Annotated in this window: 14 protein-coding genes; 11 read left to right on the forward strand and 3 right to left on the reverse strand. The window is 66.0% G+C overall.

From position 1 onward, the window contains the following. Positions 1-609: 609 nt before the first annotated feature. The 5 genes from VFE05_10390 (at position 610) to VFE05_10410 (ending at position 6,875) form a co-directional block, all read left to right on the forward strand. Complete coding sequence (locus tag VFE05_10390; GenBank protein HET6230465.1) at positions 610-1,647, forward strand: hypothetical protein; 1,038 nt, start codon at positions 610-612, stop codon at positions 1,645-1,647. Between the two features lie 1,161 nt (positions 1,648-2,808). Continuing rightward, positions 2,809-3,300: a hypothetical protein gene (locus tag VFE05_10395; protein HET6230466.1), complete on the forward strand. Its 492-nt coding sequence runs from the start codon at positions 2,809-2,811 to the stop codon at positions 3,298-3,300. Continuing rightward, positions 3,297-5,423, forward strand: a complete 2,127-nt coding sequence (locus VFE05_10400) for a relaxase/mobilization nuclease domain-containing protein (GenBank protein HET6230467.1) — start codon at positions 3,297-3,299, stop codon at positions 5,421-5,423. The genes VFE05_10395 and VFE05_10400 overlap by 4 nt, the downstream gene beginning before the upstream one ends. Positions 5,424-5,479: 56 nt before the next feature. Then, positions 5,480-6,487, forward strand: coding sequence for a hypothetical protein (locus VFE05_10405; protein ID HET6230468.1), 1,008 nt, complete (start codon positions 5,480-5,482; stop codon positions 6,485-6,487). 103 nt (positions 6,488-6,590) lie between these two features. Further along, positions 6,591-6,875: a hypothetical protein gene (locus tag VFE05_10410; GenBank protein ID HET6230469.1), complete on the forward strand. Its 285-nt coding sequence runs from the start codon at positions 6,591-6,593 to the stop codon at positions 6,873-6,875. A gap of 139 nt (positions 6,876-7,014) precedes the next feature. Here the strand turns inward: VFE05_10410 and avs3b are convergent, their stop codons facing one another. Next, the gene (gene avs3b / locus VFE05_10415; GenBank protein HET6230470.1) at positions 7,015-7,692 is read right to left on the reverse strand and encodes an AVAST type 3 anti-phage protein Avs3b; all 678 of its coding nucleotides are present in this window, start codon (positions 7,690-7,692) and stop codon (positions 7,015-7,017) included. Next, positions 7,673-13,819 (reverse strand): NACHT domain-containing protein, encoded by a 6,147-nt coding sequence (locus tag VFE05_10420; protein ID HET6230471.1) that lies wholly within the window; start codon positions 13,817-13,819, stop codon positions 7,673-7,675. Before VFE05_10420 ends, avs3b begins: the two co-directional genes overlap by 20 nt. A gap of 637 nt (positions 13,820-14,456) precedes the next feature. Here VFE05_10420 and VFE05_10425 point away from each other — a divergent pair. The 3 genes from VFE05_10425 (at position 14,457) to VFE05_10435 (ending at position 18,297) form a co-directional block, all read left to right on the forward strand. Further along, entirely contained in the window at positions 14,457-14,858 is a 402-nt protein-coding gene (locus VFE05_10425; GenBank protein HET6230472.1) for a hypothetical protein, read from the forward strand. Continuing rightward, positions 14,855-16,066 (forward strand): tyrosine-type recombinase/integrase, encoded by a 1,212-nt coding sequence (locus VFE05_10430; GenBank protein HET6230473.1) that lies wholly within the window; start codon positions 14,855-14,857, stop codon positions 16,064-16,066. Before VFE05_10425 ends, VFE05_10430 begins: the two co-directional genes overlap by 4 nt. Positions 16,067-16,425: 359 nt before the next feature. After that, complete coding sequence (locus tag VFE05_10435) at positions 16,426-18,297, forward strand: ABC transporter ATP-binding protein (GenBank protein HET6230474.1); 1,872 nt, start codon at positions 16,426-16,428, stop codon at positions 18,295-18,297. Positions 18,298-18,441: 144 nt separating this feature from the next. Here VFE05_10435 and VFE05_10440 read toward each other — a convergent pair whose 3' ends face one another. Continuing rightward, a complete protein-coding gene (locus tag VFE05_10440; GenBank protein HET6230475.1) occupies positions 18,442-18,876 on the reverse strand; it encodes a VOC family protein in 435 nt (144 codons plus the stop codon). 192 nt (positions 18,877-19,068) lie between these two features. Here VFE05_10440 and VFE05_10445 point away from each other — a divergent pair, with 192 nt between their 5' ends. The 3 genes from VFE05_10445 (at position 19,069) to VFE05_10455 (ending at position 20,504) form a co-directional block, all read left to right on the forward strand. After that, positions 19,069-19,830, forward strand: a complete 762-nt coding sequence (locus VFE05_10445) for a hypothetical protein (protein ID HET6230476.1) — start codon at positions 19,069-19,071, stop codon at positions 19,828-19,830. A 261-nt stretch (positions 19,831-20,091) separates the two neighbouring features. Continuing rightward, the gene (locus tag VFE05_10450) at positions 20,092-20,253 is read left to right on the forward strand and encodes a hypothetical protein (protein ID HET6230477.1); all 162 of its coding nucleotides are present in this window, start codon (positions 20,092-20,094) and stop codon (positions 20,251-20,253) included. Positions 20,254-20,339: 86 nt separating this feature from the next. After that, positions 20,340-20,504, forward strand: coding sequence for a hypothetical protein (locus VFE05_10455; protein HET6230478.1), 165 nt, complete (start codon positions 20,340-20,342; stop codon positions 20,502-20,504). Positions 20,505-20,544: the final 40 nt, after the last annotated feature.

Consider the following 20,544-nt stretch of genomic DNA (forward strand, 5'->3'; position numbering starts at 1 on the left):
CAGCGTCGTTCAATCGGAAGACGCACCGGAGCCATACCTCTACCTGTAGCGGGAGAGCGACGGCGGCGGAACTCGTGCCAGCAGACCGCGCCACTATATCACGATCCGAAGGTAAGTGGCGGTTAACGAGCGTGGTAGAGATGGACACAAAGCGGCCGGGGGATCGCCTCGCCGTGAGAAGCCAGGAGCGAAAAACCTAGCATTTCATTGGGTAGCCAGCGCTCCCGATGGGACAGAGACAGCCGCACCCATGCCCCCCAAGCAGACACTTGCACGGGGCCGTTTCGGGCCATATCGTTCTAGGGCAATCCTACGTGTTCAGTGGGGTGCGCAACGACTCTCCCCCGAGGTGGAGCCCTTCCGAGAATGACGAAACCGAACACGCCACGTCAGAGGCCCCGCACAGAATTCCGCGTCCCGCCTCCTCTCGTTCAACGGGTCAATGCCACAGGATTTCCAGGTCTCGACTTGCTGGGTGACGAAGCAGGGGCGGCCCGCACCCTCTTTTGGGAGACGTTCCGAGACGCAGAGCTGTGGGGACGTGCGAGTGAGCGAAACGGCCTATTCCAGTCAGGAACCGTAGACGCCCGCCGACGCCAAATCATCGGGTTGGATCAGGAGATCTATGCAGCGGCGAAGCCCCATTTGCTGGGGTTATTGGAGGTGATCCGCGAACCCAGTTCGGTCACTTCGGAATTTGTCTCGGAGGCATGCTCGGCGCTCGGTCAATGGTTCGAGGCGCGTGGACACCTGCGCTGTGCGGTCGATTTTGCGCTCGCAGCCTACTTCGCTGTTCCACGCAGTGCGGGCCACGCCGCGCGGGTGGGGCGGCTTCTCCGAATGCTGGCCGAGTATCCGCGCTCTATCAGTTGGTACGACTACGCGATCTACGTCGCGCGGCAATCCCGCGATTGGCTGGCGTACACCGAAGCTCTTGCAGGCTTGGGCAACCTTCATTTCCAGATCGGCAACTTACCGCGGGCCAGGCATTTCCACCGACGCTGTCTGCGGACTGCGAGCCGCAGCCACCTTCCCGAAATGGTAGGCGGCGCTTACCACAACCTGTTCGTCTTAGAGATGGATGCGGGGAATATCGAACTGGCTGAGACGTTTGCACAAAAAGCGTTCGCAACCTATGGCCCGTCCTCCCCGTACCTGGTGCGTTTGGCTCGTGACCTCTCCCGTCGATGGACTGTGCTCGGGCACTTCGAGCGATCCTTACCGCTGGCATGCGAGACGCTGCACCACTTCTCGGCTCCGGTCGACCTAGCGCTCGTGTGGGCGGACATCGCTCGCGCTGCGGGGGGAGCTGGGCGTCGCGCAGAATTCGAGGATGCTTGGGCCGAAGCATGGGTTCTCGTCAAGCGGGGCGTTGCAGTCTCAGTCGCGGCAGATGTGTTGATTGACCTCGCCCGTGGGGCCGGCTCGCTGGCGGAACTGCCCCGCGCTGCTCACGCGGCCTCGAGAGCATTGGCGATCGCAAGCGAGCGCAAGGAAGGGCGAACGATTTTAGAGGCAGAAGCGCTCATAGAGAGCTTCCACCTCCCCAAGCAAAACGGACTGCCCCTCACAACCACGGCGCCGGAGCCAGAACTAGGCGGGGACATTCTACGTGCGCTCCGGGAACTGCGCGCGGTAGCCGCATGACGCCTCGCAGCTACCGCGCGAACGCTCCGAACGGGCCGGGGGATTAGTGACCCGTCCCCATCCACCCCCCCGCCTCGTCCATGTGAGCGGGCGGGGGGGATTTCGGCGCGACCGGGTTGGTAGTTGTGCAGGCAGTCGCAGCAATCGTGAGCAGGAGCGTTGCAGCAGCAATGCGGAGCTTCATCTTGCTTCCTCCGTTTGAACTTACTGAATGGACTCACACGGGGCTTTCCCGCTGAAGCAAGATAACTTCTGGGCCGCCTTTTCCGCGCTCCTTTCGCGTCTGGGGTGTTCCTGCCTACCTGCCTACCTGCCTACCTGCCTACCTGCCTACCTGCCTACCTGCCTACCTGCCTACCTGCCTACCTGCCTACTTGCCTACCTGCCTACCTGCCTACCTGCCTACCTGCCGACCTGCCGACCTGCCGTCCCGCCGTCCCGCCGTCCCGCCGTCCCGCCGTCCCGCCGTCCCGCCGTCCTGCCGTCCTGCCGTCCTGCCGTCCTGCCGTCCTGCCGTCCTGCCGTCCCAGCCCGCCGACCTGCGGACAGCCACCCGGCCACCCTGCTGCCTTGCTGACTTGCCGTCCTGCCGTCCGGGTGTCGTTCCACGCGTGGAACGACACCCCGCGGCGTCCGGCCACTCCCCCCGTGCTGATGCGTTGAGCCAGTAGCTTGCTGCCCGCGCCTCTCCCCGCTCGATGCTACCTCGCCGTCCTACACGCCGAGTCGCTGATCCGGTGACACCTCACGGCACACGGTGCCGTGTGAGGCGGCGGGCGGGCCATGACGTTCCCGACCGCGCCCCAATCACGTGCCGCGGAATTGGGGCACACAGAGGGCCCGCTAGGGACTGATAACGGCCACGCGCGCGAGTCCCTGGAGGGCCCGTTTTCGTGCGTGGCGCCAGAACCGTTCGTCGCGGGTCGCGGTATCCCTCAGAGCTGACCGGTGCGCGCGCACCGAGAGCGAGGAATCCGAGAAAGGCGCCGGTTGCTCGCTTCGCTCGCGGCGCCATTCTCGGCCCTCGCTTTTCGCTGCGCTCAAAGGCAACTGCCGTCCTCCGCCTGCGGCGTCGGATTGCGCGTGCCGCGCTTCGACCGTTCCCGCGTGGCGCGGCGGGAGTATCACACCTACGGACCCACACACGCCGACGCGACCGCCATGCGACCCAAGCGCACCCTCCGCCGCCCGACCCGCTGGACCCCCGACGAGTGGCGCCGCGTCGCGGACGCCGCGAAGCGTCGGGGCGTGCCGCCCTCGCGCTTCGTGCGCGAGGCGGCGCTTACGATCAGCGACGAGGCGGAGGGCAGGCCGGTCCTGCGTGGCCGCGTGCGCGTGGGCGACGAGCTGGTGCGCCAGCTCGGGCGGCTGCTGAACAACCTGAACCAGCTTCGGGGGGTGGCCGAGGACGAGGGAGCCGACGAGATGGCCCGCATCGCGGGCGACGTGGCGCGGATGGCCGAGCAGGCCATCCGCTTCGCGCCCAGGGGCGCGCGTGAGGCCGAACCGGTGCTGCGGGAGGTGCTGGAGGCGGGACGCGCGCTGAACGAGCTGACGCACCAGGCGCACGCCGCCGACGCGCTGCCCTCGCTGGCCGAGGCGGCGCGTGTGCTGGACGCGGTAGCGGCGGCCGTGCTGCTGGCCCACGCGTGATCGGGCGGGCGTTCACGGCGGGGCGAGGCTTCAAGGGCCTCGCGGCGTACCTGCGGGACGGGCACCTGGCCGAGCCGAACCCGGAGCGCGTGGCGTGGATCGAAGCGCGCAACCTGCCGACCCGCGACCCCGCCGCCGCCGCCCGCCTCATGGCGGCCACGGCGCGGCTGTCGGAGCGGGTGGAGAACCCGCTGTATCACTTCTCGGTGAGCTTCGACCCTTCGGACCCGGTCAACCGCGAGACGATGCGCCGCGTTGCGGACCGCACGCTCCGCGACCTGGGGTTGCAGGAGCACCAGGTGTTGATCGTGGCGCACGCGGACCGTGCCCACCCGCACATGCACTTCATGGTCAACCGCGTCCACCCGGAGCGCGGGACCGCATGGTCCAAGGCGTACGACTTCCGGCGCATCGAGCAGACGATGCGCGCCCAGGAGGAGGAGCTAGGCTTCCGCTACGTGCCGAGTCCCCACGTCCGCACGCCGGACCACATGCGGGAGCGCGTGGGACCTGCACCCGCGCGTGCCGTGCGGGGGGATGCGGACTTCCTCGCGCGCGTGCAGCGGGAGGCCGGGCCCGTGCTGGAGCGTGCGGGATCGTGGGGCGAGGTAGAGCAGGGGTTAGGCGCGCACGGGTTGTCGGTGCGCGTGAAGGGCGGCGGGTTGGTCGTGACGGACGGCGCGCAGGAGGTGAAGGCGTCGCAGATCGACCGCGGGGTTTCGCGCCGCGCGCTGGAGGGACGCTTCGGTCCGCTGGGCGACTACCACGCCCGGAAGGCGGTTGCCGACCGTGCGTTGCAGGACCGCGCCGCCCAGGTGGAGCGGGTCGCTCCGCAACCGCCCGCACCGGCGGAGCCGCAGCGGGCCACCGCGCCGGCACCGGCGCCCACCGCACCCGTGCAACTGCCGCTGCCGCTGGACGTGCCGGCGGCGCCGGAGCAGCCCACACCGTCCCACGCCACGCTCCTGCAACTGCCGCTTCGCCGCGCGGTGGCGCCGCCCTCCCCGGCGCCGCGCGTGGTTCCCACCCGCGCGCCCGATCCGATCCCGCAACCCCTCGACGCCCCCGCCCCGGCCCCGGCTCCGCAGCGGCCCGGCCCCGCCGTGCCGCCGCCGCAGCAGCCCACCCGCGCGCCGGAAAGGCTCCAGCCGCGGACGTACGGTGAGGCGGTGCGGGAATACTACCGCGCCACGCGCGCGCTCTTCGCCGATCCACCCGCCGCACGGCGGGCATTCCTCACGGCCGCGGCGTCACGCGGCCACGCACACGCGGCCGACGCGCTCCGGCAGCGGCCGGAGAGCTTCGGCGCGCTGCGGCCAGGCGCCACGTACGGGCTGGCGTCGCGTGCGGGGGATCTGGGCTACGTGTACGCGCGCGGGCAGGAGCAGCGGATGCGCCCGCAGTTGAAGGCCATCGCCGCACCGTTGCTCAAAGTGATGCCCGCCCTCGATGCCACGGACGCGCTCCGGCTCGCCCAGCAGGCGGAGCACGCCCGCTCCACTGAGCTGCGCCAGGTGCGCGACGCCCGCGCGAACGGGCTGGGCGCCTGGACGATGTTTAGCCGGAACGCGGGGGAGGTCTACGCCGACCCGGGCGCGGGCGTGCGCGCGCTGGAGGCGTACCGGAAGCAGTTCGGGACGGAGCGGGCGGCCGAGGCGCTGGCGAAGACGCCGGAGCGGTTCGGCGGGTTGAGGCGGAGTTCGGTGGAGCGGCTGGGCGGGCTGGTACGCTGGCAGAGCGACGGGTTCGCGCGCGCGGGCGCGCCGACCCTCGCGGCCGAGTACCGGGAGGCGGTGCGCGCCTTCCAGGGAAGGCCGTCCGAGGCTGTCGAGGCGCTTGCGGCTGGGCGTGCGGCCGAGGCCGTCCGGGTGCGAGACGCGGCGCGCGCCGTCCGTGAACGGCTCGGCCCGGTGGACCTGCAATCGCTCGCGCGCGAGGTCTCAAGCCGCCTGCGCGCGGCGTCCGGCGGTGTGCCCGCGCGGCAGGAGCGGCTTGCACGGGGGCTGCGGCCGATGCTGCCCCAGGCCGTCGCGGGCGTGGCCCGCACCGCGTTCCAGATCGCGCGCGAGATCGACCAGGACCACGAACCGGGGCGACGCCGCGACCGCGGGTTGAGCCTCTGATCCCCTTCCACACACGGAGCCCCATGCAGTCCGGACCGACCCCAGCCCGACCGTCAATGGAACGCCGCATCTACCGTGTGGCGGCGCGGCATTACCGCGACACGTTCCGGCTCTGCATCTCCGGCTCCCTCGCCGCGCGCCGCAGGCTGCGCCGGGACGTGAGCACCCACGGCGTAAACGCCGCGTGCGAGGCGTGGCGGGCCGTACTTCCCTCCGCCGTCGACGACGGCGAGCCGTCCCCGACTTGGACCGCCCTCGACGCGGCGTTCCTCTACTTCACGCAGTGGGAGCGCCGCCCACGCCGGTCGCTGGTGCGCATCGCGGCGGCGATCCGGGCGGAGCTTCGGGCGCGCACGTACATGGAGCGGCAGGGCGAGGCGCGGCGCGAGCACGTGGAGGCGGTGGCGCAGGCGAAGTGGATCACGGACGCGCGGGCAGAGTCGCGACGATATGCGGGGATGGTCTTGGACGAGGCCGCCCACGTCTACCGGGAGCCTCGGCGCGCCTGCCGGAACATGCTGCGGTGTGTTCGCCGTGGGAATGACGCGTGGCGTGCCTTGCTGGAGCGCCCGGAGAGCTTCGGGCGGTTGCGCATCGGCTTCCGCTGGGTGGTGTGGCCGACGACCGAGGAGGCCGAGCAGCACGCCCCAGGGCTTGCGCGTGTGTTCTTGATGGCCTGCACGCCGTACAGCCATCGCGGGAAGGTCGGGGAGCTGGGGAAGCTGGCGAAGACGGCGGCGCGCGCGTGGGCCATCGTGGAGGAGGTCGAGGCCGAGCCCCTGCCGCGCGGCGGGAACTTGAAGGACGCGGCGCGGCTGCTGGCGGTGCTCTACCACCGCCGCGATGTGGACGAGGCGCCGAAGGGCAACGGCCCGCCACCCATCCGGGACCAGCTCGCCGCGCTGCTCCCCAAGGAGGCGGAACGGCTGATCCGGGAGGTGATGCACCAGGCACGCAGTGCGCGCGTGGAGGAGTTCAGGGAGCGCGAGCGGAGCCTTAATCTGGCGCTCGGTTTCGGGGTGGCGCGAGGTCCCGAGAGACACGGGCCAGGCTTCGGGCGGTGAGCCTTCCACTTCCGATCCCACCACAGCGGCGACAGGCGTGCCGCCCCACGACGAGAAAAACGGGGGAGCCGGTTTCCCTTCTACCCATTCGAAGCGAGCAACGATGTACGACGAACCCACCCCCGAAGTCTCCCCCAGCCTGGAGCGCGCCATGTTCCAGGCCGCCGCCGAGCGCCTGGCCGCGCGCTGGCGGCTCCTTGCAGAGCGAATCGACCCCTACGCCCAATCGGCCGCACGTGCGTACGAGCAGGCCGCCCAGGACATTGAGGACGAGTTGCAGCGCCACGGCGAACGCATCAACGCCCTAGAGGCTCAGAAGGCCGAGTTCATAAGTGCAGTGCAACAGGTAGCCCGGGCGAGTTGGTACGGCGGCGCAAGCGCTGGATAGGCGGAAGGCAAGGGTTGGGAAAGAGGAACTCAGGGCCGCATACCCTCAGCCCGATTTCTCTGCTAAGACGTTCTGGCGGCTCGGTCAGAGGACTACTGTTAAATAACGAATACTCTTATCAGGAGAGAAATAGAGAGACCTACTCCACCTCACCGCCTTCAGGGCTCAACTCCGCCCGGAGTATCCTGGCAACTGAGGTCGCGGACAACGCGAACCTCTCCAGCCGGGACACCTTGTCCAACAGAGCAGTCCTTTGGGCGTCCTCCTCCGCATCGTTGTCCGCAGCGTGTTCGACGATGAACCTGAGAGTTAGGCTTCCGACGTCTTCTTCAGCGCCCGCGTTGCGAGCGAGTTCCACCCATGGCTCAGACTGGGAAGCGGCCCTCTCCCCGGCAAGACGTAGCGCGAATTGGACCAGAAGGCGTGCCGAGTAGTCAATCCCGATTGCGACCTCAAGCCACTGCTTCGCACCCTCGTCGGCATCCGCAACCGCCGCTTTACGAAGTACTTCGGAAGAGTAGCGGAAGTCAGTACGGTCTACATCCAGTGAGGCGAGCGTTCGCTCGATCGGCTCCAATTCCCCTAGTGGACGAAGGTGCTCCGGCAGAGAGCGTCTATGCTGCCAGAGATGCAGGATCGCGTTAGCACACGCATCTTGCGCGGCGTCGCGGCTTTCCGGCCTAGCCGTTTCCGCTGCTTCGATAAGTTCCGCGACATAATGCGCCATCCACGATGCTAGTAGGTCGTCATCCGTCTCTAGCTGGGCGACCAGCTTTTTACCTAGTTCGAGAACCGCTTCAGAGCGCGTGAGCGACACCGTCGTCCTCCATGAGGTAGTACCGAGCGTAAGGCTGCGGATACGGTTCGAACTCAGGCTCATCTCCCCTGCCGCGTGGAGGCCGACGCCGGACTTGGACAGCGAAGAGCAAGCAAGTTCCAGGTTGTGCCGCAAGCAGTTGTCTTATGACGCTGACGTTACCGCTGAGCCTGCGTCCTGAGATCGTGTCCCGCTCTCTCCCGTACCCTTGTGAGTGGGTCCAAGTCTCACTACGGAGAAAGCCTTCAGCACTTGTAGTCCATGTACGTTCATCCATTGATGCAGACATACCGACGCTCGTGATCGTGTCCTCCGAAGGCGTGAGAGCCGGGTAGTGGAGACCTTCGGACCAAGGATCAGCTTCGTCGAGTCCAGCTGAGATGTGCTCGTCCGTTACCCACCCCCGAAGCTTTAAGGCTCCTGCCTCTAAGTCGCTGCCTTCTCCAGCAGAGGGGAGGCCCCATCGGCCGAGTTCAGGCGCTGTCTGGAATGCCGCCACCAGCGCCTCGGCACCCAAGCGGGAAACAAGGGCACTGCGGATTGAGACCGTCTCGTCATTGCGATCGCTTTCGCCACTCCTCCAGTAGCCCCACAAGACGACGCAACCGTCATCAGTCTCCAACTGCTGGTCAAGGTACTCTGTCGTCACGCTCCAGCACCAAACCTTGTCGCCGTAGCCCGCCGACGGTGGAGGATCCACACTGAGCCGAGGGTCGCGGCGGTCGGCAAGCCATCTCCCATCTGCCCGGGTCAGCAAATGTTCGGACAGCCACTCACGGAACTCGTCGACACTCTCCTCCGCGCTACGTCGGACCCGCCGTTTCTTCAGCAGAGTGGCAGCGACTAGCATCATCGCGTGATATCCATGGTAGGCGGCCAGATCGTCCATTTTCGGCAGACTACCATGTGAGTGATACGTTTCACTCTCTTTGAAGATGCTTTGTGTATGTCGAGCATCTTGCTTCCACCCGCTACTTCCTCCCCAGTTAAGCCGCTGGCGAAGGGCGTCCCGCGCATGTCGCTCAATAGCACCCTCGGAGAGTCCGAACGCGCGCCCGAGTGGAGCGAACCAGTAAGGACCGATATCGATGCCGAAGTGATATTTTTCAGCATCCTCAAGGATTTCCTCGGAGACAGTATCCTCGTCCTCCACGGGTTCCTGCCAGCCGGTGTACACCTCCTCTGGGAGACTCGGCCGATTTATGGAATCGAGGTCTCCTAGCCCTTCGTTTTTCAGTTCTCCGGCACCTGCCAATGTGCGAAGCGCCTGGGCGGCAAGCTCTCGGATCAGCACGTGGTCTTCACGAACCCAGCCTTGCAGCAACGGTGTAGCGGTACTCAACGCTAAGGCATTCTCAAGCCCGCCACGAGCAAGGCCGATTAGCAGCCATTGGCGCGCGTGCCAGACGTAGAACTCCAGCCGATGGTCGGTAAAGGGAGCAGCAGCGCCAGAGCCCGCCCAAGCGATGAGCGCTTCCAGCAACTCGGTCCAGCCCATCTCGACCACCGACCGTACAACATGCGCGTATTCCCAGCGCTCCGCACTTACCGGCGAGCCGAGGCCTACCCAGATATACCCAGCCAGCGAGGAGATGACGGACTCGGACGGCTGCAACTCAGGGCGCCAAGGCCCGTCGCCGTCCTCCGATCGGAGCACGTCTTCAAGAAGATCCAATCCGTAGTTCAGAGCTTCATCGGCCTCTGCGGGCCGAATGCTACCCGCAAGAACCCTGGATAAGTGGAACAGCCCACTTGCACCCAGAGAGTCCACTCGCGCGGCAAAGCCCTCCAGCGCGGCCCGGATCACGTCCGCGTTACGTACCAAGCCTTCGGCATCGAGCTTCTCGAAGGGGATTCCCGTACCCCATACGCGGCGACGGACGCGCTCAGGCTCGTGGCGACAGGCGGTTAGAACCGCGTCTCGTACGGCATTCCGCAGAGACAGCGGTCTGGGCAATGGGGAAGGGAGCGCATCCAACAAAACTTCCAATTCAAACATCCCGAAATCCGGCCACATAGCGATGGCCCGCACCAGTTCAGGTTCGCAGCCGATCCGCACACGTTCGAACGCCGCTCGAAAGAAAGCTTTGAGTCGGTACGGCGGATCATAGGTGCGCATCAAGGAGTAAGCCGAGCGAAGACCATCAGCGTCCGTTAGGTCAATGCCCCCAAAGATTACATCCCAGTCCGGGGAACGCTCTTCCCGGTCCACGGGGGGGCCCACGCTCTCAGCTACGCGCTTGTCTCCCTCTGAATCGTGGCTACGCGTGAAGGTAATGAGGCGATCAATGTCCAGAAATTCGAGCTTGTATGTCTCTTTCAAATCATCGAGTTCGGACCAATCCTGATTACTCCGCGATTGTAACCGCATATAACGATATCCAATCTGCGCGGCCACAGCACGCCGCACCGGATCGATCTCAGCTTCCAACGCTCGTCTAAGGTCTCGAACCCGGTTCCATCCGGCATGTTTTCCCGCAAAGACAACGGGAGTGTTTGCCGGAAGCCGGCCGTGCTCCATGAGGCGGTAGATCACCAGTGGCAGTAGTCGTCCTGAATCGCCGAACCTGCGGTCACGCCACCGGCTCAGGATGGCAAGCGCCGAGGAGGCGCAGAGGTCGGCCAGCGCTTCGACTGTACCATCCCAGTCGAAGTGCTTGTCACGCGAAACGTACTCGTAGGTAAGTTCCGCCGCGCGTGAAAGTCGGTAGGCGGTCTGCGGGCGTGGATTCTCCCGCTCTCCCGCGGCCTCCGCGAGGCTCAAATAGGCCTGCCAGCGATCGAAATTCTCGTCACCTAGTCGGCTTGCGATCTCGACGGCACGACTAAAGTAGGCACCTGCCTCGGCGGGGCTTACGATGAGAATCGCGCGCGCGAGCCTGATGTACGAGTTCGCCTGTGACTCGGCGTCCTCGCGAATGGATTCGAGGGCGTGGTAAGCTCCCACGGCGCTATCTACTGCCACCGATTCGAGCCCTGCTGCGTGACCAGCGACTCGGCATAGCGAAATCTCGGTGTCAGGCAAGAGAGAGGTTTTCGCCAACCACGATGCGAACGCCTCTCGCTCTGGGCCGTGAACCGCGCCCGCGTCGCGTAAAATTTTAAGCCACTCGAGTGCTATCGCCTGCCAAACGCTGTCGTCCTCGCTATAGGTACGGCTGCCCGCGGAGCGGGTCTCCTTGACGGCGGCCTCAACTCCCTCCGCCAAGCTCGGGGGCATACGACCACAGGTGATCTCCGCCGAGAGGACGAACCACGGAAGGAGCCCGCCGACTTCGCGCTGAAAAGTCTCCGTCTCTTCGCTGTGGCCGTATTGATTCGATTTCTCCAGTTGTTTTCTGACTTCCGAAGGCGCAAGATCTACCAACGCGAGTTTGCGTTCCCGCAAGGCGGCTTCAAGTGCATAAGCCCTGACGAGGGGAACGCGGCTCGACCCGAACCGGCTTGCTAGATCGGAAGGCGGCGTATCTGGAAGATACCGCCGCAGGATGTCTGCCCAAACTTCCGGCGCTCGCGGCAGCACACCCATCGCTAGTTCAAGGACTGAACTGACGGCGTTGAGCATGGACCATTTCGCATCCCACTCCTGTGTTTCGGACAGCTTGACACGCCGGTCTCCGAGCAAACGTAGCGCACGCGCCAGCGGCGCCGCAGGCAGCACGTGACCTACAGCTCTTGCTTCGGTCGCCAGGCCCAACAGGAGCCAGATGTCGTTGCCTGCCGCCTCTGCTAGAGCGTCGAGACGCGCAAAATCCCCAATGTCAATCAAGCGTTTCGCGAGATTCTGTCCCGCGGTGAGCGCGACGCGACGCGGACGCCAACCTCTCAAGAAGCTGGTCGCCGCTTTCGCATTCCGCAGGCGAAGCAGTGCCATGGCGAGCTCCGCTAAATCCGCATCGCTCATGTGTTCCCCCCGACGCTCATCTTCAGGAAGGCGTGCCCAAGTGTTCAGCCAATCCAGGGCCATGCGGAGGCGACTTGCGGCCTCAGCAGAAAATTCGGGACGTCCAGAAAGAAGGCCTGCATCGTAGGCGTGATGAGAGCCCATCCAGCCAGAGTCGAAGGTTCGACGGGAGACGATCTCCTCAATGCGGCTGGGGGCCATTAAGACAGCCGCCACGTCCGTGTTGTCCTGGATGAGCTTGTTCTGGCGCTCCTCGCCGGCGTACTCGCCGCCCGCTTTTAGGGAAAGCTTCGCTGCCTCCAAATGGCGGCCTTGCTGGAGGCACGCCTTCAGCGCGAAGGTAAGTCGCTGCAACTCCACGTCACGCCTTTCGAGCGGGCTCTCGATCGGAAGCCCTTCTCCCGAGAGCGCCAGATCCACCAGTTCATCTAGTTGTCCCGCCTGCAAGAGCAGTTGAGGGAGTACAGCTGCGGCGTACGAGCTCTGGGCAGTGAGCGGTCGTAGGAGTTCAGTGAACCTGGTGAGGGCCGCGGTGTCCGGGCGGAAACGCTCGCGGAACCACGTCTCGGCGGGTTCGTCGAGAAAGTGGAGGCTATTGCCCTTAACGAGAAGTGGGCGGCCGAGGTCTAACGCGAAGCTCCGGACGGCGCTTTCGGAAGTTTGGGACAATTGCGCGAGCGTGGGGATAGGCACCAGAGGACGAAGTACAGCCAGTGCTTGGCAGATGATGTCGATCTGGGATACTTCGACAGGCCCGGCTTGATCCCGTAGCCGTGCAACCGCAGAATCCAGGAGTGTGCCGATCGCGCGGTCCACCGTGGTCGGCTCCGGCCCGAGTTGCTTCAGCATCTCGGGAAGCGTTTGGTCTCGCGATAGCGCTAACGCCTGCACGCGCGGGTTTGAACTACTCAGGAAGGCAAACTCGGCAACTTCCGCGTCGCTCGCGAACGGATAGACGCTGCGGAGGTGGCGGGCGCTTTCACTTGAGTTGAACGGACAGAGTTCGATTTCTTGTGTTTCAAGTGGCGCTCGGAGCAATCTCCGGCGGTGCGAGCGACAGGTGAACGCCAAGCGAACGCCGGTTGGTAGCGGTACGCGGATCAGATCACGGATAAAGCTGCCTGATTCTCCCAGTTCTTCAGCCACCATCTCGGCATTGTCCGCAGCGTCGACAATGAGGCAGAGAAGAGCTTCAGGGTTCGTCGCCTGGAGCAGCCTAGCCGCTTGCGAGAGTCGGCCGACGAAGGCCCGCATGTACTGCTTTGCGTCCGCATGAGCCGTTGGGATCAGTGGGTGGCAGAGACCACGCGCGGCGAGTTCATTGGCGATTTGCACGAGAGCGTCGCGGTGGCGATGCCGGAAGTGAAGTGCGTTCCGATAGAGCCCGTCGCCAAAGCAGTCATAGAGAATTGCCTCGGAGCCTGCCGGCATGGACACCGCAAGACGGGCGGCAAGCACCGATTTTCCAACCCCGCCGTCTGCGTGTATGACGACAGGTCCTGCCGCCGTGAGAAGTGCCCCGAGAATCGCCTGCTCTTGCTCCCGGGGAAGCGTGTTCACCGAGTCTGGAATAAGAGAGGGTGCCGGTTGAAGTTCATCCTCGCTTACCTTCAGTGCGCGTAGAACATCGTGCCGACGAATGGCTGGATCAGCTTCAAACTCAGTAGTCGCCTTTCGGGTGACGAGTTCTTTTAACTGGACCGGGGCATCATAATCCGCTTCCGGCAGATAAGCACCGAACTCTCGGCTGAGTAGGTTTCTCTGCGCCCACAAATCGCTTTCGCCACCCTCGGCCGAGAAGAGGCGGAAGAATCGACCAGCCTGATCGGCCTCTAGCGTGGTATACCCGACAAGCAAGTCACGGAGGTGGGAATATCGTGTGTCCCGCCCTGCCGCGATGTCAGACAGAGTCTCTCTAACTTGCGCATCGATCGGACGGTTAGTGGTAAACTCGAATCGGAATCGCTCCGCCACGTCATGGGCGGGATAACACTGCAAAAGTTCAGCGAAGCGTTCCGCGAACCCCTTGATGGTCCCCTTCAGACCACTTGCAGTCCACGGCTCAAGGCTTTTCCGGGTCGAATGCTTCAGTTGGATATACCGGATGAGCCGAGCATCATCGCGTGCTTCGGCTCCAAAGTAGAGCCCAACGTCAATGAGTTCTTCACCGGCGTCGACCGGGTCCTCCATGGCTTCCGCGGTTGTCGCGCCCTCAATCGTCACGGCAACTAGGTCCGTAGTGCCAGGTAAGAGCTTCAGACACTGACGCGCAGCCCACACGTAGTGGAATTGATCCCCATCCCGGCTCGGCCGAACCAAACTCTGTGCACCCATCCTTAGACCTTTGCCAGTTTATAGTTTGTTACCGTGTCTCTCACTGCGCATACGACGTGTGTGTACCTGCCATCTACTCTTAGAATGCCATTGTGCGATGACCAGAATCCAGTGTTCAGGTAGCGCCACCTGATCCGTCGTCAACGTAGTTTATGCGCGTATGGCCCAAAGTGACAATGATCCAGGGTCCTGTCACATCGGACCACGGAATGGCTCGGGCGGTGGTGCTGAGCCCACCCCGTCGAGAGATAACGCGCACGTCTACGCCAGACCCTCCGGAAAGTGCGCGGAATGACGTAGCTTGCGGAGTATGCAGGCACAGGCGTTTCGCCGACGCCTCAGCTATTTCTTGACAGTGCGTAGAAACCGGGGCTGTTGCACGAAAATGCGCCGCCGGGCGGGATTCAGGGCTGCGCCGGAAGTCCCGCCATCGTGTCTTGGGGTAACACAGGGACGGAAACGTCTGCGCCGCAGCGCTCCCCCGCCGCGGCCGGCTACGCACCGTCTCTCCGTTCCCGCGGACCCCATGCCACACCTGTCCACCGCCGCACAGTCCGGCGCGCTGTCGATCCCCGAACGCATCCAGGCGTGGCGCGAGGCGGCGGCGGTGCTGCGCTGTTACGGCCACGACCACACGGCCGACGTGGTGGAACGCATGGCCGCCGAGCTGGAGGCCGACACCCGTACCACTGAGGCCGCGCGCATTGGTATGGCCGAGGCGGTGGAGCGGACGGGCTACACACGCGGCCACCTGCGGCGCCTGATCCGTGATGGCAAGTTGCGCAATGTAGGCTCAGAGGAAGAACCGCTTCTATTGCCGTCAGAGTTGCCGAGAAAACCCGCCCTTTCACTTGCGAAAATGGGGGATGAAATGGTAGATTCCAAGACGCAAGTTATTCGGGCCGTCGTTGCTGGGAAACAACGATGAGCAAGAACGGAAGCTGGAGCTACAACACGGGCGTACGCGGCATCAATTGGGTTCGCGCGTACGAGGACGGCAGAGGCGGGATCATTCTCTTGGAGTGGTTTCAGCCCAAGTTGGACGGCGATGACCAGCCGGTGTTTGACAAGAAGGGGAAGCCTGTCCAGCAGAAGAAGCGGGCCAGCACTTCGACCCGCGACCGGGTCAGGGCGAAGAAGATGGCGGACGAAGCGGCCGAGATCTTCGCGCTCCAACAGCCCGGCGGGGTGAGCAGCAGTCTCCGGCGCCTCATGTACCGCTACTTACAGGAGGTGACGCAGCACAAGGGGAAGAGTAGGCAGAAGCAGGACAAGAAGGCCGTCCGTGTCTTCCTGGCCTACTTCGCGGAGCAGGGCAAGGACCGGGGGCCGGATCGTGACCCGGCATCGCTGGACCGGAAGGATTGGGAGGGGTTCAGCCGAGCGCGCCGCGAGGGAGTGACGGGGTTCGGCCCGTGCAAGGCGAACCAGATTCGCACCGACCTCAAGTTCTTGATCGCGGTCCTCGCCTGGGCCGCGGGCGCGGAAGAAGGGGCGGTCCACTGGATCAGGCGGCACCCGTGGAGTGCGGAGCGGCGGCGCTCGCAACGCATGGTCATGCCCACGGAAAAGAACCCCATCCGGCCCGGCATGGGCGAGACGCTGCACGACGCATTGTTGCGCCACTCGCCCGACTGGCGGTTTTCGCTGGTGCTGGAACTCTGCCGGGAGACGATGCACCGCGGGAACAGCGTCCGCCAGCTCCAGTGGTCGGACGTCGATCTTGGCGACGGGGTGGTGCTGTGGCGTGGCGAGTTCGACAAGACGGGGAGGGAGATTGTCACGCCGCTTTCTCCGCGAGCCCTGGCGGCCCTGCAAGCCGCACCGCGGGTGCTGGGTAGCCCATGGGTCGCTTCGGCGCCCAAAGACCCCACGCGGCCTGTTTCCAGCGGCACCCTGAACAAGTGGATGGAGAAGGCCAAGGCCGCCGCCGGGATCGAGGTGCCCCGCCTGGGCTTCCACGCGCAGAAGCGGGCCGGGGTCAGAACGCCGGAGTTCCGGGCGTTGCCGGACAAGGTGCAGGAGCAGCTAACCGGGACCACCATCCGCACGCTTCGCGAGGTGTACGACGACATAACAGTGGACGAGCTGCGCGAGGCGATGGATTCGGTTGCAGGGGCGCGGCGCCGGGCGTAGTGGCGTGCTTTTGACAGTAGCAACTGACAGCAGGTGCAGAAAGGCAGGCGCCCCGGCGCTTTAAACAGCGCCAGGGCAACGGGTTGGCGAAACGCCCCGAACGTCCGAATTTCCCATAGAGACCCCGGACGGAGGCGGGCCAGGCAGTATCGGCCCGCCGGAGGAGGAGGCTCCCCGACCCCGCGCAGGAGACGGACGGGCAGCTGTACCGCCCGGCCGGCTTCGGAGCGGTCCGCCGCGGAAACCCACCCCGACCCTTGAGCCGACACCCGGCCTGTCGCCCGCCGACCTTCGCCCGACCGAGACGGAGCCGCCGGCCGAAGCCTTTTCGAGATCAGCCCCCAAGGAGCAACGCGCTCGTGCAAGCCAGAACGCGCACCCCGCCGCCGGCCAGCAAGGCCGCGGAGAAGAAGAAGACCAAGAAGATGACGGACCGGGCCTGGAAAGAGGCCAAGGCCCTCATGTGGCACCACCGCGCCTCGCTGGCCATCGGCATGGCGCTCATGCTGGTGAACCGCCTGAGCGGCCTGGTGCTGCCCGCCAGCTCCAAGTACCTGATCGACCGGGTGATCGGCCACCACGACGGCAGCAAGCTGGTGCCCCTGGCCCTGGCGGTGGGCGGCGCCACGCTGGTGCAGGCGCTCACGTCGTTCTCGCTGAGCCAGGTCATCAGCGTGGCGGCCCAGCGCGCCATCACCGACATGCGCCGCCGGGTGCAGGCGCGGGTCACGCGGCTGCCGGTGCGCTTCTTCGACAGCACGCAGACGGGCGTGCTCATCTCGCGCATCATGACCGACGCCGAGGGCATCCGCAACCTGGTGGGCACGGGCATCGTGCAGCTGGTGGGCGGGCTGGTCACGTCGGTGCTGGCGCTGGGCGTGCTGCTTTGGCTGAACTGGAAGCTCACGGCGTTCATCTTCGTCTTCCTGGCCATCTTCGGCGGGGTGATGGCGGTGGCGTTCAACCGTCTGCGCCCCATCTTCCGCGAGCGCGGGGAGCTGAACGCCGAGGTGACGGGGCGGCTCACCGAGACGCTGGGCGGCATTCGCGTGATCAAGGCGTACGGCACCGAGAAGCGCGAGCAGCGGGTGTTCACCAAGGGCGCCAACCGCATGTTCCGCAACGTGGCCAGCACCATCACCGGCACCAGCGCCGTGACGGCGTTCGCCACGCTGGTCATCGGCGCGGTGGGCGTGCTGATGATCGTGGTGGGCGGCCGGGCCATCATGAGCGGCGAGATGACGCTGGGCGGCCTGGTGATGTACATCTTCTTCACCGGCATGCTGGCCGCGCCGGTGGTGCAGCTCGCCAGCATCGGGACGCAGATCAGCGAGGCGTTCGCGGGGCTGGACCGCATCCGCGACCTGCTGGACACGAAGACCGAGGACGACGAGGACGACGAGGCGGCGCCGCTGGACACGGTGCGCGGCGACGTGCGGTTCGAGGACGTGAGCTTCGAGTACGAGCCCGGCGTGCCGGTGCTGAAGCACGTGGTCTTCGACGCGCCGGCGGGCACGACCACCGCGCTGGTGGGCAGCAGCGGGTCCGGAAAGAGCACGCTGGTGTCGCTGGTGATGGCGTTCAACCGCCCGGTGGAAGGCCGCATCACGGTGGACGGGCAGGACCTGGCCGGCGTGAAGCTGCACGACTACCGCAAGCAGCTGGGCGTGGTGCTGCAGGACAACTTCCTCTTCGACGGCACGGTGGCAGACAACATCCGCTTCTCGCGGCCGGACGCCACGCGCGCCGAGATCGTGGAGGTGAGCCGCATCGCCCACGCCGACGACTTCATCCGCGGCTTCCCGGACGGCTATGACGCCATCGTGGGCGAGCGCGGGATCAAGCTGAGCGGCGGGCAGCGGCAGCGCATCGCCATCGCCCGCGCGATCCTGGCGGACCCGCGCATCCTGATCCTCGACGAGGCCACCTCGTCGCTCGACAGCGAGAGCGAGGCGCTGATCCAGGAGGGCCTGCGCCGCCTGCGCGAGGGGCGCACCACGTTCGTGATCGCGCACCGCCTGTCCACCATCCGCAGCGCGGACCAGATCCTGGTGCTGGAGGCGGGCGAGATCGTGGAGCGCGGCACGCACGCGCAGCTCATGGCGCTGGGCGGCCGCTACCGCGAGCTGCACGACCGGCAGTACGCCTGGGAGCAGGAGCGTTACGTGAACCCCGGCGAGGAGCTGCCCGTGGAGACCGGCGCCCCCGCCGAGATCCTCTCGGGCGACTGAACGTCGGGTTTTCGGTAGATGTTGAGTCGTCCCTCGGCAACGGCGGGGTGAAACGGGAGATGCGCAGCGGGGCGGCCAGGTTAGCCGCCCCGCTCTTCTTTTCGGATCTCGTCCGAAATTCCACGTCCGGCGAGGTGCCGGGCTTCACTCCGGCGGGGAGAGGTGGATGGAGCCGTCTGCACTCAGCGTCCAGCCGGGGTTCCAGGCGACCTCCCAGAGGTGGCCGTCGGGGTCCGCGAAGTAGCCGGAGTACCCGCCCCAGAAAGTGTCGTGCGCGGGCTTGAGGATGGTGCCGCCCGCCGCCGCGGCCTGCGCCAGCGCCGCATCCGCCTCCTCGCGGCTGCGAACGTTGTAGGCGATGGAGCATGCGCCGGTGCTTGGGCCGGGCGAACACCCCGGCAGGTTCGCATCTGCCGCCAGGTCGGCCGCGCCGAAGAGGGCGAGCACCATCCCGCCGAGCTGGAAGAAGACCACCTCCGGGCTGACGAAGCCCGGCGTCCACCCCAGCGCCTCGTAGAACCGCCGCGCGCGGCCCACGTCCTCCACGCCCAGCGTGATCGCGCTGACTCGCTGCTCCACGTCGTCCCTCCCTCATCCGAAAGTGATGCGCCGGTCCGTGGCGCCGGCAGTGCGAAGCGTGGCAGCATCCACGGAACGCATCGTCCGATGCGATGCAGATCCGCGAGTGGCGCGCCAGGCGGCCTCCGGATATCTTCCGGCGCCGGAAACATCTATTCAGCCAATTTTCCACCTCCCCGCCTGCATCATTCCATGACAATCTTTCGTTTCATCACGCGCCCGCAAGGAAACGCGCGTCTACACGCTGCCGTCGTCGCGGCGCTGGGGCTCGCGTTCGCTTCGACTTCGCCCGTGAGCGCGCAGGCGCCGCGGAGCGACACGAGCGTGACCAACCACCAGCGGTGCGTGATCATTCCGGACACGGCGCGGGCGCCGAGCGCGGGGCAGATCGCGGACATGGCCGCGCTGCACGACACGCTGAACGCAATTGGCCACCGGCACGGGCTGGCGGAGCCCATCGGCATCCTGTTCGTGCTGGTGGACTCCACGCGGCACGGGCGCATCCTGGTGCTCGACAGCAACTTCGAGGATCCCGCGCTCACCGACGTCACCCGCGCCATGACGCGTTACCTGGGCCCGCTGGAGCCCGGCCGCAAGCTGCAGATGCTGGTGCGGGTGGACGGCCCGTACCCGGCGCTGGCGCCCGGCAAGGAGCACTGCATGCCAGACGTGCGCAACGACGACCGCCTGCACGAGATGATGAGCACGGTCATGGAGCACGACCCGGACACGGGCAAGCCCGGCCACGCCGGCACCCGCCGCGCGCTGCTGCGCCTGGTGGTGAACCGCACGGGCGCCGTGGCCTTCGTGGACGTGGAGCAGCCCACGGGCGACGCCTTCATCGACCAGTACCTGGTGGAGATGGGCAAGCGGCTCACCTTCTATCCCGCCCGCCTGAACGGCGTGCCGTTCGACTCGCGCATCCGCTACACGCTCACGTTCCAGCCGAAGTAGCCGCTGCCGCACCGGCGAAAGACGAACGGGTGGAGGATGCGCGCGCGTCCTCCAACCGTTTTGCATCCGCCGGCCCGCCGCGCCGCGCCGAATCCGCCGCCGCCCAGCCATCACCTCGACCTCACTCGCGCCGGGCGAGGGTCATCTGCCGAAGTTGACACTACCTTTTCACGACCCAATTGCGCGATTTGCCGCCTCTGCCTAGCTTCGTTCAGCGCGTATCCGCGCCAGCCTCCCGAAACCTCCTCCCGGAGCCTATCCATGACCAACAAGTACACGCTGTCGCCGGAAGACCTGGACGTGACCTCGTTCGAGCCCGAGGGCGCCCTGACCAGCATCAGCCCGATCCGCATCACCATCGGCAACCCGACGCCCAACACGGGCTGCTTCTGGTGCCCGCCCGACATCACGATCGCCGAGTAAGCACCGCGTTCCAACGGGCGATGGGGATCCGGCCGCCGCGTCGGCGGTTCCCCATCACCCTCTCCACATCCTTCCGGAGCCGAGCCATGAGCCAGAAGTTCACGCTCTCGCCCGAGGACCTGGACGTGACGTCGTTCGAGACGGATGCCGCCGTCGCCGGCACCGACACCGTCCGCGGGCTCCAGCCGCAGTACCCCACGCCGGACACCCGCTGCTTCTGGTGCCCGCCGGACATGACCATCGCGCAGTAGCCACGCCTTCCCGCGCGGCCGCGAACCGGCAGCGCGAACG

It is taken from the genome of Longimicrobiaceae bacterium (genome assembly GCA_035696245.1).
In the GTDB taxonomy this organism is placed as follows: Bacteria; Gemmatimonadota; Gemmatimonadetes; order Longimicrobiales; family Longimicrobiaceae; genus DASRQW01.

Bases quoted from the DNA above. Each gene is read 5' to 3' on its own strand.
- VFE05_10425 (HET6230472.1), top strand. From the start codon at position 14,457: ATGCCACACCTGTCCACCGCCGCACAGTCCGGCGCGCTGTCGATCCCC.
- VFE05_10455 (HET6230478.1), top strand. From the start codon at position 20,340: ATGAGCCAGAAGTTCACGCTCTCGCCCGAGGACCTGGACGTGACGTCG.
- VFE05_10395 (HET6230466.1), top strand. From the start codon at position 2,809: ATGCGACCCAAGCGCACCCTCCGCCGCCCGACCCGCTGGACCCCCGAC.
- VFE05_10450 (HET6230477.1), top strand. From the start codon at position 20,092: ATGACCAACAAGTACACGCTGTCGCCGGAAGACCTGGACGTGACCTCG.
- VFE05_10405 (HET6230468.1), top strand. From the start codon at position 5,480: ATGGAACGCCGCATCTACCGTGTGGCGGCGCGGCATTACCGCGACACG.
- VFE05_10410 (HET6230469.1), top strand. From the start codon at position 6,591: ATGTACGACGAACCCACCCCCGAAGTCTCCCCCAGCCTGGAGCGCGCC.
- VFE05_10430 (HET6230473.1), top strand. From the start codon at position 14,855: ATGAGCAAGAACGGAAGCTGGAGCTACAACACGGGCGTACGCGGCATC.
- VFE05_10445 (HET6230476.1), top strand. From the start codon at position 19,069: ATGACAATCTTTCGTTTCATCACGCGCCCGCAAGGAAACGCGCGTCTA.